Raw genomic sequence first — 15,464 nt, forward strand, 5'->3', positions numbered from 1 at the left:
CAGTGGCAAGAAGAAAATCGTTCGCTGGCGCTATCAATGTTCAACCTTTTTGCGCCAGACATTTGTCGAGTGGGCTGCCCACAGCATCAATCAATCGGTATGGGCAGGGGCGTACTATCGCCAGCAGAAGGCCAAAGGCTGCTCTCATCAAGCAGCCCTGAGGGCACTGGCTTTTAAATGGATCAGGATCGTTTATCGGTGCTGGAATGCTGGATCCCAGTATGACGAGAGCGTCTATTTACAAGCCTTGGCCCGCCACGACTCGCCTTTGATAAGAGCACCGGAGGCAACGAAAGCATGTTGACGGAAGAGCTCAGAGCGTGAAGCAGCCCCAAGGCCAGTCACTGAGGTGTATCAGGTTGATGTAGTCAGCTTCATTGGGGGTGCTTCGCACCCCAGCGGGAGCAAGCTCCCTCGCCACGGGAGTTATCTTCCGGCTGCAAAGCCCTTTTCAGAAACTCCGCCGTCCGGCTTTCCCGGCAGGCCGCGACTTCCTCCGGAGCCCCGCAGGCCACGACGTTCCCACCTTGGGAACCTGCGCCCGGGCCGATGTCGATGACCCAGTCACTCTGTGCCACGACGCGCATGTCATGTTCCACCACAACCACCGTGTGACCGTCCTCCACCAGGCGATTCAACTGTACCAGCAAGCGGTCGACGTCTTGGGGGTGCAGCCCGTTGGTGGGCTCATCCAACACATACAACGTCGCCCCCCGGGCCTTGCGCTGCAGTTCTGTCGCCAGCTTGATCCGCTGGGCTTCGCCGCCGGACAGTTCCGTGGCCGGTTGGCCCAGGCGCAGGTAGCCCAACCCGATATCCTGCAGCACCTGCAATGAGCGCCTGGCCGCCGCTTGCTCGGCAAACACCTCGAGTGCCTGGTTCACGGTCAGTTGCAGCACTTGGGAAATGTTCAAGCCCTGCCAGTTCACTTCCAGGGTCTGCGGGTTGTAGCGCGCCCCGTGGCAAGTGGGGCAGGGTGCGTACACGCTGGGCATGAACAGCAATTCCACACTGACGAAACCCTCGCCCTCACAGGTTTCGCAACGGCCCTTGGCGACGTTGAAGGAAAACCGTCCGGCATCGAATCCCAGTGCTTGCGCCTGCGCTGTCGCGGCAAACAGTTTGCGCACGTGATCGAACAGCCCGGTGTAGGTGGCGAGGTTGGAGCGCGGGGTGCGGCCGATGGGTTTCTGGTCCACCTGCACCAGCCGCCTGACCGCCTCAAGCCCAGCGCTAACGCGTCCGCCGCTGGTTTGCACGGGTTCGTCTTCCAGGCTTTGTTCATCGGGTTCGGCGTTGGGGCTGGCCTGGCCCAGGTGGGCGCCGACCAGATCCAACAGGGCCTGGCTGACGAGGCTGGATTTGCCTGAGCCGGAGATGCCGGTCACGGCGGTGAAGCAACCCAAGGGAAAGGCCGCGCTCAAGTTGTCGAGGTTGTTGCGGGTGATGCCTTCCAGGCGCAGCCAATCCCTGGGTGTCCGAGGGCTGCGTGCCATAACGTGTTCCTCGCCAAAGAGGTAGGCGCGGGTGCGTGATTCCGGCACTTGGCCGAGGCCTGACGGCGGACCGCTGTAGAGGACTTTCCCGCCTTGTTCGCCGGCGTCCGGGCCGACGTCGATGAGCCAGTCGGCCCGGCGCATGGTATCGAGGTCATGTTCGACCACAAACACCGAGTTGCCCGCTGCCTTGAGGCGTTGCAGGGCGCCAAACAGCGCCTCGCTGTCGGCCGGATGCAGGCCGGCGGAGGGTTCGTCCAGCACGTAGATCACCCCGAACAACTGGGAATTGAGCTGGGTCGCCAGGCGCAGGCGTTGCAGTTCGCCGGACGAAAGCGTCGGCGTGCTGCGTTCCAGGGCGAGGTAGCCCAGGCCCAGGTCGATCAGGGTGACGATCCGTTCCAGCAGCTCGGCGGCGATGCGTTGGGCGGCCAGGCGTTTCTCCAGGGAGAGATTGGGCGTGTGGCGCGCGTCGGGCCCACCCGCGTGCGGGTTGTCGCCCCTGGCGGCGCGTTGCTCGCGGGCTTTTCGGGTTTGCTGGTGGCTGAGGACGTCGCCCGTTTCTTCGGCCTGTTCCAGGTAGTCGGGTGCCAGGACGCGCTTGAGCACTTCGGCCAACTCAAGCAGCGGCAGGTGCGACAGCTCGGCGATGTCCAGGCCGGCAAAGGTCACCGTCAACGCCTGGCGTTTGAGCCGCTTGCCTTCGCACACGGGGCAGGGGCTGGCGCGCATGTATTGCGCCACGCGTTTGCGCATCTGCGCGCTTTGGGAGTGCATGAAGGTGTGCAGCAAGTAGCGTCGGGCGCCACTGAACGTGCCCTGGTAGCTCGGTTCGAGCTTGCGTTTGAGAGCAGCGCGGGTCTGGGCCGGGGTGAGCCCGGCGTATACGGGAACGGTAGGGGTTTGTTCGGTGAAGAGAATCCAGTCCCGCTGCTGCTTCGGCAGGTCGCGCCAGGGGATGTCGACGTCATAGCCCAGGGTCACCAGGATGTCCCGCAGGTTCTGCCCCTGCCAAGCCATGGGCCAGGCGGCCACGGCGCGCTCGCGGATGGTCAGCGACGGGTCCGGCACCATGGAGGCTTCGGTCACCTCATAGACCCGGCCCAGGCCATGGCATTCCTGGCAGGCACCTTGTGGCGTGTTGGGCGAGAAGTCTTCGGCATAGAGCATCGGTTGGTCGGCCGGGTAGCTGCCGGCGCGGGAGTAAAGCATGCGAATCAGGCTCGACAGAGTGGTGACGCTGCCCACCGATGAGCGTGCGCTGGGGGTGCCGCGCTGTTGCTGCAAGGCGACTGCCGGCGGCAGGCCCTCGATGCTGTCCACGTCCGGCACGCCGACCTGGTCGATCAGGCGCCGTGCGTAGGGTGCGACGGACTCGAAATAACGACGCTGTGCTTCGGCGTAGAGCGTGGAGAAGGCCAGCGATGACTTGCCGGACCCCGACACACCGGTGAACACCACCAGGGCATCGCGGGGGATATCCACGTCGACGTTCTTGAGGTTGTGTTCGCGGGCGCCACGCACCCGGACGAAACCGGTGCCTTGCGGCAAGTCAGCGGTTGAAGCGGGGGCGTGGCGCGGATGCATCGGGCATTCCTTGTGGACGTTGGTGCAACGTTTAAGGGCGTTATGGCGCTGCATTATGGCGATGGCAGAGTGGACTGGACCAGGATACCAACGGTGAACATGGCACAAAAGTGGGCACGGTCCTGTGGCGAGGGAGCTTGCTCCCGCTGGGGTGCGAAGCGCCCCTAATGAAGTTGATGACTCACAGCAATGACAGGCTTTAGGGCTGCTGCGCAGCCCAGCGGGAGCAAGCTCCCTCGCCACAAAGCGGTATGGCCCACATCCACGACCTTGTCATGGAAGACCTTTGTGGCGAGGCTTAAGTTTTTTCCCAAGTTGATTTCAATCAAGGGCCGAAGATGGGGCCGGCCCCTACCATGATCGCCAAGATCCTGTCTTTAAGCCCTGGCGTCCATGACCCCTCCCTTTGTGATGCTGCACCTATCCCGCTTCTGGCTCCGTGGACTGTTCGTTTTCCTGCTGTTGTTCACGGGCCTGGCCCAGGCCAAGGACTACGGCGACACCCCGCAACAGCGCATCCACCATGTCCTGGGCCAGACCGACGCGATCTCCGAGCCCGAAGGGCGGTTCAAGGTGCGCACGCTGTCCGCTGCCGGCAAGGTCCTGGGCTATGTGTTCCAGAGCCTGGACGTGGTGGACATTCCCGCCTATTCCGGCAAGCCGATCAACGTCCAGGTCATTCTCGATCCTGCAGGGGTGATCCTCGATGCCTATGTGCTCGAACACCATGAGCCGATTCTGCTGATCGGCATCGCCGAAGAAAAACTCCACGCGTTCAGCGCGCGCTACAGCGGCATCAAGGTCAACCAGCGGGTGGTGGTGGGGCATTCCAGCGACCCGAATGCCGTGACCGTGGATGCCATCGCCGGGGCTACCGTGACGGCGATGGTGGTCAACGAAGTCATCATGCGTGCCGCCCACGATGTCGCGGTGTCCCTGGGCCTGGTCAAGGGCGATGCGGGATTGGCCGTGGCGCCGGCTCGTGTGCGCGAGGACATCTACGAGCCCGCCGACTGGAAGACCCTGACCGGCAACGGCGCTGTACGGCGCCTGCACCTGACTCGCGCTCAAGTAGACGCCAGCTTCAAAGGCACCGACGCCGAACAGGTGGAAGTTGCCAGCGCCGCCCAGGCCGACGACACGTTCATCGACCTGTACGTCACCCACCTCAACCCGCCCACCATTGGCCGCAATCTGTTGGGCGATGGGCAATATCGCACGCTGATGAGCGAGCTCAAACCCGGCGAACAAGCCATTGCCGTGATGGGCAGCGGGCGCTATTCCTTCAAGGGCTCGGGTTATGTGCGCGGCGGCATTTTCGACCGGGTGCTGGTGCGTCAGTTCGGCGACGTCATCAGTTTCCGTGACATGGACTTCCAGCGCCTGGATGACGTGGCCGCCGAGGACATGCCTGAGTTCGACGAAATGGCGGTGTTCATCGTTCGCGCGTCCCACCGTTTCGACCCCGGTTCGCCTTGGAGCCTGGAGCTGCTGATCCGCCGCCAGACCGGGCCGGTCAGCGGTATTTTCAGCAGCTTCGAGCTGGCCTATCAATTGCCGGAGCCCTACCTGGAGCGGCCATTGCCGACCGCCGAGCAACTGGCGGCCGCCGAAGAAGCGAGCCGGCCGATGTGGCTGACGCTCTGGTATCAGAAAAGTGTCGAAATCATCGTGCTTGGCGTAGCCCTGCTGGTGCTGACGGCGATCCTGTTTTTCCAGGATTCACTGGCCCGGCGGCCGACGCTGTTGCACTGGCTGCGCCGCGGCTACCTGGTCTTCACCGTGGTGTTTCTGGGCGGCTACGCCTTGGCGCAGTTGTCGGTGGTCAACGTGCTGACCTTCGTCCACGCCTTGTTCGAAGGCTTTCGCTGGGAACTGTTTCTCACCGATCCGCTGATCTTCATTCTCTGGGTGTTCACCGCCGGCAGCATTCTGCTGTGGGGACGTGGGGTGTTCTGCGGCTGGCTGTGTCCGTTCGGCGCGTTACAGGAGTTGATCAACGAACTGGCGCGCAAGCTCAAGGTGCCCCAATACGAGTTGCCGTTCGCCGTGCATGAGCGGCTCTGGGCGATCAAGTACATCATTTTGCTGGTGCTGTTCGGCGTTTCGCTGGAGTCGATGGCCACCGCCGAGCGGCTGGCCGAAGTGGAGCCCTTCAAGACCGCCATCACCCTCAGATTCGACCGCCAGTGGTGGTTCGTGGCGTACGCCGTGGGCCTGCTGGTGATCAACCTGTTTACTCGCAAGGTCTATTGCCGCTACGTCTGCCCGCTGGGCGCGGCCCTGGCGATGCCGACCCGGCTGCGGCTGTTCGACTGGCTCAAGCGCCGCAAGGAATGTGGCAACCCCTGTCAGCTGTGCGCCAAGGAATGCGAGATCCAGGCGATTCATCCCGATGGCCGGATCAATGCCAACGAATGCCATTACTGCCTCGACTGCCAGATGACCTGGCACAACGAAAACAAATGTCCGCCGCTGATCAACAAGCGCAAGAAGCGCGGCAAGGCGGCCGTGAGCGATCCGCAACTGATTCCCGTGGTGCAGGTGAACCCGGCGCCTTGAGGCCCCCAATGGCCTGTCCCTTGACCGTTTCATTCTTCATGGAGCACACAGCATGAGCGATAAAAAAAACCAAACCCCGGGCGTGGTGGAAGAACCCAGGGGTGTCAGCCGGCGCAGTTTTCTCGGCACTGGCGCGGTAACCGGTGCCGTACTGGCCGGCGCGACGGCGCTGGGGGCCGGGACGTTCACCCGTGAGTCCTGGGCTGCGGCGGCCAAGGAGGCCAAGTCCAAGATTCACGTCGGGCCTGGGGAGCTGGACGAATACTATGGTTTCTGGAGCGGCGGCCACCAGGGCGAGGTGCGGGTGCTGGGTGTGCCATCGATGCGTGAGCTGATGCGTATCCCGGTGTTCAACGTCGACTCGGCCACCGGTTGGGGCCTGACCAACGAAAGCAAGCGCATCCTGGGCGACAGCGCCAAGTACCAGAACGGCGATTGCCACCACCCGCACATCTCCATGACCGACGGCAAGTACGACGGCAAATACCTGTTCATCAACGACAAGGCCAACTCGCGGGTCGCGCGTATTCGCCTGGACATCATGAAGTGCGACAAGATCCTCACCGTGCCCAACGTGCAAGCCATCCACGGCCTGCGCCTGCAAAAGGTGCCGTACACCAAGTACGTGTTCGCCAACGCTGAGTTCGTGATCCCGCACCCCAACGACGGCCATACCTTCGACCTGCAGGACAAAAACAGCTTCACGATGTTCAACGCCATCGATGCCGAGAAAATGGAAATGGCGTTCCAGGTGATCGTCGACGGCAACCTGGACAACTCCGATGCTGACTACACCGGCAAATACGCCGCCAGCACCTGCTACAACTCCGAGAAGGCCTACGACCTGGGCGGCATGATGCGCAACGAGCGCGACTGGGTGGTGGTGTTCAACATCCCGCGCATCGAGGCGGCGATCAAGGCCGGCAAGTTCATCAACCTGGACGGCTCCAAGGTGCCGGTGGTCGATGGCCGCAAGATCGATGGCAAGGACTCCGAATTCACCCGCTACATTCCCGTGCCGAAGAACCCCCACGGGCTCAATACCTCGTCGGACGGTAAATACTTCATCGCCAACGGCAAGCTGTCGCCTACGGTCTCGATGATCGCCATCGATCGCCTGGACGATTTGTTCGCCGACCGCTTCAAGGACCCACGCGAAGTGATCGTCGCCGAGCCGGAACTGGGGCTCGGGCCATTGCACACCACGTTCGACGGGCGCGGCAATGCCTACACCACCTTGTTCATCGACAGCCAGGTGGTGAAGTGGAACATGGACGAGGCCATCCGCGCCTACAAGGGCGAAAAGATCAATTACATCAAGCAGAAACTCGACGTCCAATACCAGCCTGGCCATAACCATGCGTCTCTCACCGAAACCAGCGAGGCGGACGGCAAGTGGTTGGTGGTGTTGTGCAAATTCTCCAAGGACCGCTTCCTGCCCACCGGCCCGCTGCACCCGGAGAACGATCAACTGATCGACATTTCCGGTGAAGAAATGAAGCTGGTGCACGACGGCCCGGCCTTCGCCGAACCGCATGACTGTATTCTCGCGCGGCGCGATCAGATCAAGACCCAGAAGATCTGGAACCGCAACGATCCGTTTTTCGCCGACACCGTGGCCCGGGCGAAGAAGGACGGCATCAACCTGGAAACCGACAACAAGGTCATCCGCGACGGCAACAAGGTGCGGGTGTACATGACGTCGATGGCGCCGGCCTATGGCCTGACGGAGTTCACCGTCAAACAAGGCAATGAGGTCACGGTGACCATCACCAACATCGACCAGATCGAGGACGTGTCCCACGGCTTTGTCATGACCAACCATGGCGTCAGCATGGAGATCAGTCCGCAACAGACCTCATCCATCACCTTCACCGCCGACAAAGCCGGCTTGCACTGGTACTACTGCAGCTGGTTCTGCCACGCGCTGCACATGGAGATGGTCGGGCGCATGCTGGTTGAAAAGGCCTGAGTCATTCACTAGGGAGACAGGCGCAATGACCGGGAATATGCAGCATCCAAACGTTCGTCGACTGGTCATTGCCCTGGTGTTCAGCCTGCTGTCGGGCGGCGTGCTCGGCGCGCCGCAGCCGATCACCGATTTGCCTTTGCAGGCCGAGGGCGACCAGCAATGGCGCCTGCCTGCGGGCCAGTACCGGGGCTCGTTCAGCATCGACCAGCCCATGACCCTCACGTGTGCGCCGGATGCGGTATTCCAGGGCCTGGGCGAGGGCAATGGCGTGATCATTCGCGCCCCGAACGTGCGGGTCCAGGGATGTACGTTCCTGGATTGGGGCCACGACCTGACGGCCATGAACGCGGCCGTGTTCATCCAACCGGTTGCCCAAGGCGCGGTGGTGCGTGGCAACCGGATGCAGGGCCAGGGCTTCGGTATCTGGGTCGATGGCACGCGGGACGTCAGCTTGATCGACAACCGCATCCAGGGCGACCCCAGCCTGCGCTCCCAGGACCGTGGCAATGGCATCCATTTGTATGCCGTACACGGCGCCCGGGTCATCGGTAACCAGGTGCGCGAAACCCGCGATGGCATCTACATCGACACCTCCAGCGGCAACCTGCTCCAGGGCAATGTCCTGGAGGACCTGCGCTACGGCGTGCATTACATGTTCGCCAACGATAACCGCCTGCTGGATAACGTCACCCGGCGTACTCGCACCGGTTATGCCTTGATGCAAAGCCGCCAGTTGACGGTCATCGGCAATCGCTCTGAACAGGATCAGAACTACGGGATCCTGATGAACTACATCACCTATTCGACCCTGCGCGACAACTTCGTCACCGACGTGCGCGACGGGTCCACCGGCGACACCATGATCACCGGTGCCGAGGGCAAGGCCCTGTTCATCTATAACTCATTGTTCAACCGCATCGAAGGCAACCATTTCGAGCGCAGCGCCGTGGGTATCCACCTGACGGCGGGCTCGGAGGATAACCGCATCGCCGGCAATGCCTTCGTCCACAACCAGCGCCAGGTCAAATACGTGGCCACGCGGCTGCAGGAATGGTCGGTGGATGGCCGTGGCAATTATTGGAGCGACTACCTGGGTTGGGATCGCAATGGCGATGGCTTGGGCGATGTCGCCTATGAACCCAACGACAACGTCGATCGCCTGCTGTGGCTGTATCCCCAGGTGCGCTTGTTGATGAACAGCCCGGGGATCGAACTGCTGCGTTGGGTGCAGCGAGCCTTCCCGGTGATGAAATCCCCCGGGGTGATGGACAGCCATCCGCTGATGGAAACGCCTGTCCAGCCCCCGCCACGCAACAGTGCCCAGGAGGACGCGTCTTGAACGTCGTCGAGATCGAAGGCGTCAGCCAGTACTATGGCGATGTCGCCGTGCTGCGCGGGCTGGACTTGAACCTGGCCCAGGGCGAAGTGCTCGGCCTGTTCGGGCATAACGGTGCGGGCAAGACCACCACGATGAAGCTGATCCTCGGTTTGCTGCGGGCCAGCGAGGGGCAGGTGCGTGTCTTCGGCCGCGCGCCCAGTGACCCGAGCGTGCGGCAGATGCTCGGTTATCTGCCCGAGAACGTGATGTTCTATCCGCAATTGAGCGGGTTGGAAACCTTGCGCCATTTTGCCCGGCTCAAAGGCGCTGCACCGGAGCAGGTGCAGCGCTTGCTGGAAGAGGTCGGGCTGGCGGGTGCCGCGACACGGCGCGTGAAGACGTATTCCAAGGGCATGCGCCAGCGTCTCGGCCTGGCCCAGGCGCTGCTTGGCCAACCGCGCCTGTTATTGCTGGATGAACCGACCGTGGGCCTGGACCCGATCGCCACCCAGGACCTCTATCAGTTGCTCGACCGCCTGCGTTGGCAGGGCACCAGCATCATTCTCTGTTCTCATGTCCTGCCTGGTGTGGAAGCTCACATCAACCGCGCCGCGATTCTCACCCGGGGTCGCCTGTTGGCCCTGGGCAGCCTGGCCCGCCTGCGGGAGGACGCCGGGTTGCCGACGTTGATCCGCGCTTCGGGCCTGTCGCGGGCCGATTGGCTTCGCCAGCATTGGCGCAGTGAAGGGCACGCCACCCAAGGCTGGGGCGCCGAAGGGGTGCAGGTGTCCGCGCCGGATGGCAGCAAGCTTAAATTGCTGCGCCAGTTACTGGCCCAGGATGACCCGTCGGATGTCGAGATCAAGCCGCCGTCGCTGGAGGATTTGTACCGTCATTACATGGTCCGTGCCGCGGCCGAGGAGACCCGCCTATGAATCCGGTCTGGAACATGGCTCGCAAGGAATTCAGCGATGGCCTGCGCAATCGCTGGTTGTTGGCGATCAGTCTGTTGTTCGCGGTGCTGGCGATCGGCATCGCCTGGCTCGGCGCGGCGGCATCCGGTCAACTGGGGTTCACCTCGGTGCCGGCCACGGTGGCGAGCCTGTCCAGCCTGGCGACCTTCCTGATGCCGCTGATTGCCTTGCTGTTGGCCTATGACGCGATTGTCGGCGAGGACGAGAGCGGCACCTTGCTGCTGTTGCTGACCTACCCGTTGGGCCGCGGACAATTGCTGCTGGGCAAGTTCGTGGGGCACGGCTTGATCCTGGCCCTGGCCACCTTCATCGGTTTTGGCTGCGCGATGCTGGCTATCGCCCTGTTGGTGGACGATGTCCAGTTGAGCCTGCTGCTCTGGGCCTTCGGTCGCTTCATGGTGTCCAGCACGCTGCTGGGCTGGGTGTTCCTCGGGTTGGCCTATGTGCTGAGCAGCTTGTCGGCAGAGAAATCCACCGCGGCCGGATTGGCGCTGGGGGTGTGGTTTTTCTTCGTGCTGGTGTTCGACCTGGCGTTGCTGGCATTGCTGGTGCTGAGCGAAGGGCGCTTCAGCCCGGAACTGTTGCCATGGCTGCTGCTGTTCAACCCTACCGACGTGTATCGGCTGATCAACCTGTCCGGGTTCGATGCGGCGTCCAGCGGCGCCGCGGTGCTGACCTTGGGCAGCGACCTGCCGGTGTCGGCGCCTTTGCTCTGGCTGTGCCTGGGCCTGTGGATGGCGGTGCCGTTGTGGCTGGCCTATCGGTTGTTCAATCGCCGATGCCCGTGAATTTCAATCTTGATAAGGGAGCATGCAACGATGAACAGGGTGTATTTCAAGGCGGGTCGCCTTTGGGTCGGGGTATTGATGTGCCTGGCACTGGCGGCCTGCGGCAAGGCCGAGCCACCCGCGGCCAGCGAGGCCGCGCTGGCGTTCCATCCCAGTGACGAATGCCATGTGTGCGGCATGGTCATCACTGACTTTCCCGGACCCAAGGGCGCGGCGGTCGGGGCAGGGGGCGTAAAGAAATTCTGCTCGCCGGCGGAGATGCTGGGCTGGTGGTTGCAGCCGGAAAACCATCGGGCCGACGTCAAGCTGTATGTCCACGACATGGGCCGCAGCCATTGGGACACACCGGATGACGCCCACCTGATCGACGCCCGGACCGCCTACTTCGTCATCGGCAGCGGGCTCAAGGGCGCCATGGGCGTTGTCCTGGCTTCGTTCTCCGACCCCCAGGCGGCACAAAAACTCGCCAGCGATACCGGTGGTCGGGTGCTGCGCCTGGAAGACATCGACCAGGAACTGCTGGGGCAGGCGACCGCCATGTCGCCGATGAGTCACTGATATTGCCTGCACACCGAACCGCCTTTGTGGTGAGGGGATTTAGCGAAACGTCGCACCGCCTCGCTGGGCTGCGAAGCAGCCCTGAGACTTGACAGCGCGCTGTGTCAGGTTGACTGCATTCAATTTGCTTGGGGCTGCTTCGCAACCCAGCGGGAGCAAGCTCCCTCGCCACAAAGGTATTCCATATCAGGGGTGTGGGTGGTGGCGGCACCGTCGTGTGCGCCGATCTTCTCATCCCATGGAAGCGTCCACCCGCTACCCAAGTAGCATACGTCGACTCGACGCGGCTTCGTACACTCAGGGCTCCTATCACGCACCCGTCGGAGGCGAAGATGCAGCAGGCCCAGAGCGAAGGTGTGGTGAGCGCCATGTCCCAGGCCACGGACGTCCAGCAGGTGGCCCAGGAGTTGGCGCGGCAGTTGTTGCACCCGCACCTGGGCTTCGTGCTGTTTTTCTGTTCCGCCGAATATGATCTGCCGGCCCTGGGCCAGGCGCTGTCCCAGAGTTTCGGCGGGATTCGCCTGGTGGGCTGTACCAGCGCCGGTGAAATCACCGCGCAAGGTTATGGTCGCAACTGCGTGACGGCGGTGGGTTTCGATCACCGGCACTTTTCCATCGCCGCCGAACTGATCGGCGAGATGGAGCACTTCAGCCTGATCGACGCCCAGCAAATGGTCGAGCGTCTGGCGAGTGGCTGTCGCAGCAACGCCCTGGCCCCGATCAAGGGCCACAGCTTCGCCTTGACCCTGCTCGATGGCCTGTCCAGCCGCGAGGAAATGGTGCTGGCGGCCTTGAGCGCCGCGCTGGGAGACATCCCGCATTTCGGCGGGTCGGCCGGCGATGACAACTACCTGACTCACACCCACGTGTACTTCGAAGGCCAGTTCCACAGTGGCGCGGCCGTGGTGGTGCTGATCAACACCTGGCTGGAATTCGAAGTCTTCACCACCCATCACATCCTGCCCCGGGAGGAGAAATTGGTGGTGACCGGCGCCGACAGCGCCTCGCGACGGGTCTACGAGCTCAACGCCGAACCCGCCGCCGAAGAATACGCCCGGCACATCGGCGTGCCGGTGAGCGCCCTCGACTACCGGGTCTTCGCCGCCCATCCACTGGCGGTGCGCATCAACGACCAGTACTACGTGCGCGCCATCCAGCAGGTGCATCCGGACCTGAGCCTGAGTTTCTACTGTGCGGTGGAGAACGGCATCGTGCTCACCGCCATGACCCCCGGGCCCTTGCTGCACAACCTGCAAACCTTGTTCGACGGTTTGCAGGCACGCCTCGGCGACTTGCTGCTGACCATCGGCTGCGATTGCTTTCTCCGGCGCCTGGAGCTGGAAGATCGCGGCGGCCTGGAGCAGATCGGCCAGTTCCTGCGCGAACAACGGGTGATGGGGTTCAACACCTATGGAGAACAGTTCAATGGCATGCACATCAACCAGACGTTCACCGGAGTTGCCATTGCCCGACATCGCGTCCCCGGCCATCGCTGAGCTGCAGGCCCAGCTCGCCGCCCAGCAGCATGAAAACCGCAAGTTGCGGCGCATCAATGAGGCGCTGATCGAACGGGTGGAGTCCGGCGTAACTCGGGGCAACGACCCGTACGCGGCGTTCCAGCACTCGGTGGTGCTGGCCGAGCAGGTGCGCGAGCGCACCGATGCATTGAACCAGGCCATGGCCGAACTCAAGGCCGGCAATCACTTGCTGGGCGAGGCGCGGCTGCGGGCGGAAACCGCCCACCGGCATCTGATCGACGCCATCGAAAGCATCTCCGATGCGTTTGTGCTGTTCGACGAGCAGCAACGCATTGTCCTGTTCAACAGCCGCTTCAAGGCCTTCTGGGCCAACAGCCGGGTGCGCATCATCGCCGGCATGCGCCTTTCCGAGGTCAAGCGCTTGATGACCGCCAACGGGCTGTTCAGCGAAGAGCCCCGGGGCCAGGCCGACGAGCATGTGCTGTATCGCTTGCAGAACGGACGTTGGTTGCAAGTCAGCGAGCGGCCGACCCAGGAAGGCGGGCGGGTGATCCTGTTTACCGACATCACCGACGTCAAGCTCAGCGAAACCGTGCGCCGCGAGCAGGCCATCGCGCAGAAATCCCATTTGTTGCAGCGGGCGGTGGACAACCTGTCCCAGGGCGTGGCGATGGTCAATGCCCAAGGCGTGCTAGAGCTTTGGAACCGGCGCTTCCTGGAACTCAGCGGCTTGGCTCCGGTGGCTGCCCATCGGCCCTTCAACGAGGTCATCGCCGACAGCGAGCTGCACCTGCTGACGCCAACCAGCCGTGACAGCAACGGGCGGCTGATTCACGAAAGCGAACAGCGCCTGTCGGATGGCCGGGTCCTGGAGATCCGCACCCACCCGCTGCCTACCGGCGGTTATGTCAATACCTTCACCGACATCACCGAGCGCTATCAGCACGCCGAAGCCCTGAGCGAAAGCGAGCGCTGGATCCGCCTGATCACCGACCATGTGCCGGCGCTGATCGCCTACCTCAACGCCGACCTGGTCTACGAGTTCACCAATAAGGTCTACGAGCAATGGTATTGCTGGCCCCGTGGCGTGATGCTCGGCCAGAGCCTGCGCGAGGCCCACAGCGAGCAGCATTACCAGCGCCTGGAAGCCTACGTGGCCCGGGCGTTGGCGGGGGAGAGCGTGACGTTCGAGTTCGCCGAGACCAACATCAACAACCAGGAGCGCTACATGCTGCGCTCCTATGTACCCAACCGCCTGGCCAACGGTGAAGTGGTGGGGATTTTCGTGCTGATCCGCGACATCACCGAACGCCGGCGCACCGCCGAAGCGCTGCACCAGGCCTACCAGAACCTGGAACAGCGGGTCCAGGAACGGACCGCCGAACTGACTACGCTCAATGACCAGTTGCTGCGCGAGATCGACGAGCGCAGCCGGGTGGAATTGCGCCTGCGGGAGGCCAAGCGCGAGGCCGAGCAGGCCAACCTGTCGAAGACCAAGTTTCTCGCAGCGGTCAGCCATGACCTGCTGCAACCGCTCAACGCTGCCCGGTTGTTCACCAGTGCCTTGCTTGAGCGCCGCGAGCCGGTCGCCAACGCGCAACTGGTGCGTAACGTCAGCAATTCGCTACAGGACGTGGAGAACCTGCTGGGCACCCTGGTGGACATCTCCAAGCTGGACGCCGGGGTGATCAAGGCCGACGTCGCGCCGTTCGGCCTCAGTGAGTTGCTCGACAACCTGGCCGCCGAATACGCCCAGATCGCCCGCAGCGAAGGGCTGGAGCTGCACTTTGTCGGTTGTTCGGTGCTGGTGCGCAGCGACATGCAATTGCTCGCGCGGATCTTGCGCAACCTGCTGAGCAACGCCATTCGTTACACCCCCAGCGGGCGGGTGGTGCTGGGTTGCCGGCGACACCGCCAGCGCGTGTCGATCCAGGTCTGGGACAGCGGCATCGGTATTGCCGAGAACCGCCTTGAGGAAATATTCCAGGAGTTCAAGCGTGGCGACGTGCAACGCCCGAACCAGGACCGTGGGTTGGGCCTGGGCCTGGCGATTGTCGAAAAAATCGCCGGGATCCTCGGGCACCGGATCCAGGTGCGCTCTTGGCCGGGCAAGGGCTCGATGTTCTCCATCGACGTGCCGCTGAGCGCCACCGCGCCCAAGCCGCTGCCGTGCCTGGACATGAGCGAGCCAATGCTCGAGCGACTGCGCGGGGCGCGGGTCTGGGTGCTGGATAACGATGCAGCGATCTGCGCTGGCATGCGTACGTTGCTGGAGGGTTGGGGTTGCCAGGTAGTGACCGCGTTGTCGGAACAGGACCTGGCCCGCCAAGTGGACAACTACCATGCCGAGGCCGACTTGTTGATCGCCGATTATCATCTGGACAACGATCAGAATGGCGTCGATGCGGTGGCCAGGATCAACGCCCGCCGGGCCTCACCGATCCCGGCCATGATGATCACCGCCAACTACAGCAACGAACTCAAGCAGCAGATCCGCGAACGCGGGCACACCCTGATGCACAAGCCGGTGCGGCCGATGAAGCTCAAGATTGCGATGAGTCATCTGTTGGGCCAGCTCCCGAACCATTGAGTCGGACACCGTTTGTGGCGAGGGGATTTATCCCCGTTGGGCTGCGAAGCAGCCCCAGGATCTGTCAGACGTACTAAATTGTTAGGTTTTAGGGCCGCTTCGCGCCCCAACGGGGATAAATCCCCTCGCCACAGGAAAGTG

Annotated in this window: 9 protein-coding genes and 1 pseudogene; 9 read left to right on the forward strand and 1 reads right to left on the reverse strand. The window is 62.9% G+C overall.

Annotated features, from left to right (window positions below; translation table 11 throughout):
* Positions 1-304: pseudogene (locus BM300_RS31190) on the forward strand (IS110 family transposase); the annotation flags it as partial.
* A 70-nt stretch (positions 305-374) separates the two neighbouring features.
* On the opposite strand, the gene BM300_RS18645 reads toward BM300_RS31190, so the two are convergent.
* The gene (locus tag BM300_RS18645; protein WP_092463542.1) at positions 375-3,083 is read right to left on the reverse strand and encodes an excinuclease ABC subunit UvrA; all 2,709 of its coding nucleotides are present in this window, start codon (positions 3,081-3,083) and stop codon (positions 375-377) included.
* Between the two features lie 393 nt (positions 3,084-3,476).
* Between BM300_RS18645 and nosR the strand changes: the two genes are divergently transcribed.
* The 8 genes from nosR (at position 3,477) to nahK (ending at position 15,323) form a co-directional block, all read left to right on the forward strand.
* Complete coding sequence (gene nosR, locus BM300_RS18650) at positions 3,477-5,645, forward strand: transcriptional regulator NosR (protein WP_256571610.1); 2,169 nt, start codon at positions 3,477-3,479, stop codon at positions 5,643-5,645.
* Positions 5,646-5,697: 52 nt separating this feature from the next.
* The gene (gene nosZ / locus BM300_RS18655) at positions 5,698-7,617 is read left to right on the forward strand and encodes a TAT-dependent nitrous-oxide reductase (protein ID WP_092222080.1); all 1,920 of its coding nucleotides are present in this window, start codon (positions 5,698-5,700) and stop codon (positions 7,615-7,617) included.
* A gap of 25 nt (positions 7,618-7,642) precedes the next feature.
* Positions 7,643-8,956 (forward strand): nitrous oxide reductase family maturation protein NosD, encoded by a 1,314-nt coding sequence (locus BM300_RS18660; protein WP_092141447.1) that lies wholly within the window; start codon positions 7,643-7,645, stop codon positions 8,954-8,956.
* Positions 8,953-9,870, forward strand: coding sequence for an ABC transporter ATP-binding protein (locus BM300_RS18665; protein ID WP_063321461.1), 918 nt, complete (start codon positions 8,953-8,955; stop codon positions 9,868-9,870). The genes BM300_RS18660 and BM300_RS18665 overlap by 4 nt, the downstream gene beginning before the upstream one ends.
* A complete protein-coding gene (locus BM300_RS18670; RefSeq protein WP_003201419.1) occupies positions 9,867-10,697 on the forward strand; it encodes an ABC transporter permease in 831 nt (276 codons plus the stop codon). The genes BM300_RS18665 and BM300_RS18670 overlap by 4 nt, the downstream gene beginning before the upstream one ends.
* A 30-nt stretch (positions 10,698-10,727) precedes the next feature.
* Positions 10,728-11,255, forward strand: coding sequence for a nitrous oxide reductase accessory protein NosL (locus tag BM300_RS18675; RefSeq protein WP_063321460.1), 528 nt, complete (start codon positions 10,728-10,730; stop codon positions 11,253-11,255).
* A 332-nt stretch (positions 11,256-11,587) separates the two neighbouring features.
* Positions 11,588-12,751 carry a nitric oxide-sensing protein NosP gene (gene nosP, locus BM300_RS18680; RefSeq protein WP_063321459.1) on the forward strand — a complete coding sequence of 388 codons (1,164 nt, stop codon included), beginning with the start codon at positions 11,588-11,590 and terminating at the stop codon, positions 12,749-12,751.
* Positions 12,681-15,323, forward strand: a complete 2,643-nt coding sequence (gene nahK, locus BM300_RS18685) for a hybrid sensor histidine kinase/response regulator NahK/ErcS' (RefSeq protein WP_256575848.1) — start codon at positions 12,681-12,683, stop codon at positions 15,321-15,323. The genes nosP and nahK overlap by 71 nt, the downstream gene beginning before the upstream one ends.
* The last annotated feature ends 141 nt before the right edge of the window (positions 15,324-15,464 follow it).

Origin of the sequence: Pseudomonas sp. NFACC46-3 (assembly GCF_900114515.1) — a bacterium.
In the GTDB taxonomy this organism is placed as follows: Bacteria; Pseudomonadota; Gammaproteobacteria; order Pseudomonadales; family Pseudomonadaceae; genus Aquipseudomonas; species Aquipseudomonas fluorescens_Q.

Bases quoted from the DNA above. Each gene is read 5' to 3' on its own strand.
- BM300_RS18645 (WP_092463542.1), bottom strand. From the start codon at position 3,083: ATGCATCCGCGCCACGCCCCCGCTTCAACCGCTGACTTGCCGCAAGGC.
- nosR (WP_256571610.1), top strand. From the start codon at position 3,477: ATGACCCCTCCCTTTGTGATGCTGCACCTATCCCGCTTCTGGCTCCGT.
- nosZ (WP_092222080.1), top strand. From the start codon at position 5,698: ATGAGCGATAAAAAAAACCAAACCCCGGGCGTGGTGGAAGAACCCAGG.
- BM300_RS18660 (WP_092141447.1), top strand. From the start codon at position 7,643: ATGACCGGGAATATGCAGCATCCAAACGTTCGTCGACTGGTCATTGCC.
- BM300_RS18670 (WP_003201419.1), top strand. From the start codon at position 9,867: ATGAATCCGGTCTGGAACATGGCTCGCAAGGAATTCAGCGATGGCCTG.
- BM300_RS18675 (WP_063321460.1), top strand. From the start codon at position 10,728: ATGAACAGGGTGTATTTCAAGGCGGGTCGCCTTTGGGTCGGGGTATTG.
- nosP (WP_063321459.1), top strand. From the start codon at position 11,588: ATGCAGCAGGCCCAGAGCGAAGGTGTGGTGAGCGCCATGTCCCAGGCC.
- nahK (WP_256575848.1), top strand. From the start codon at position 12,681: ATGGCATGCACATCAACCAGACGTTCACCGGAGTTGCCATTGCCCGAC.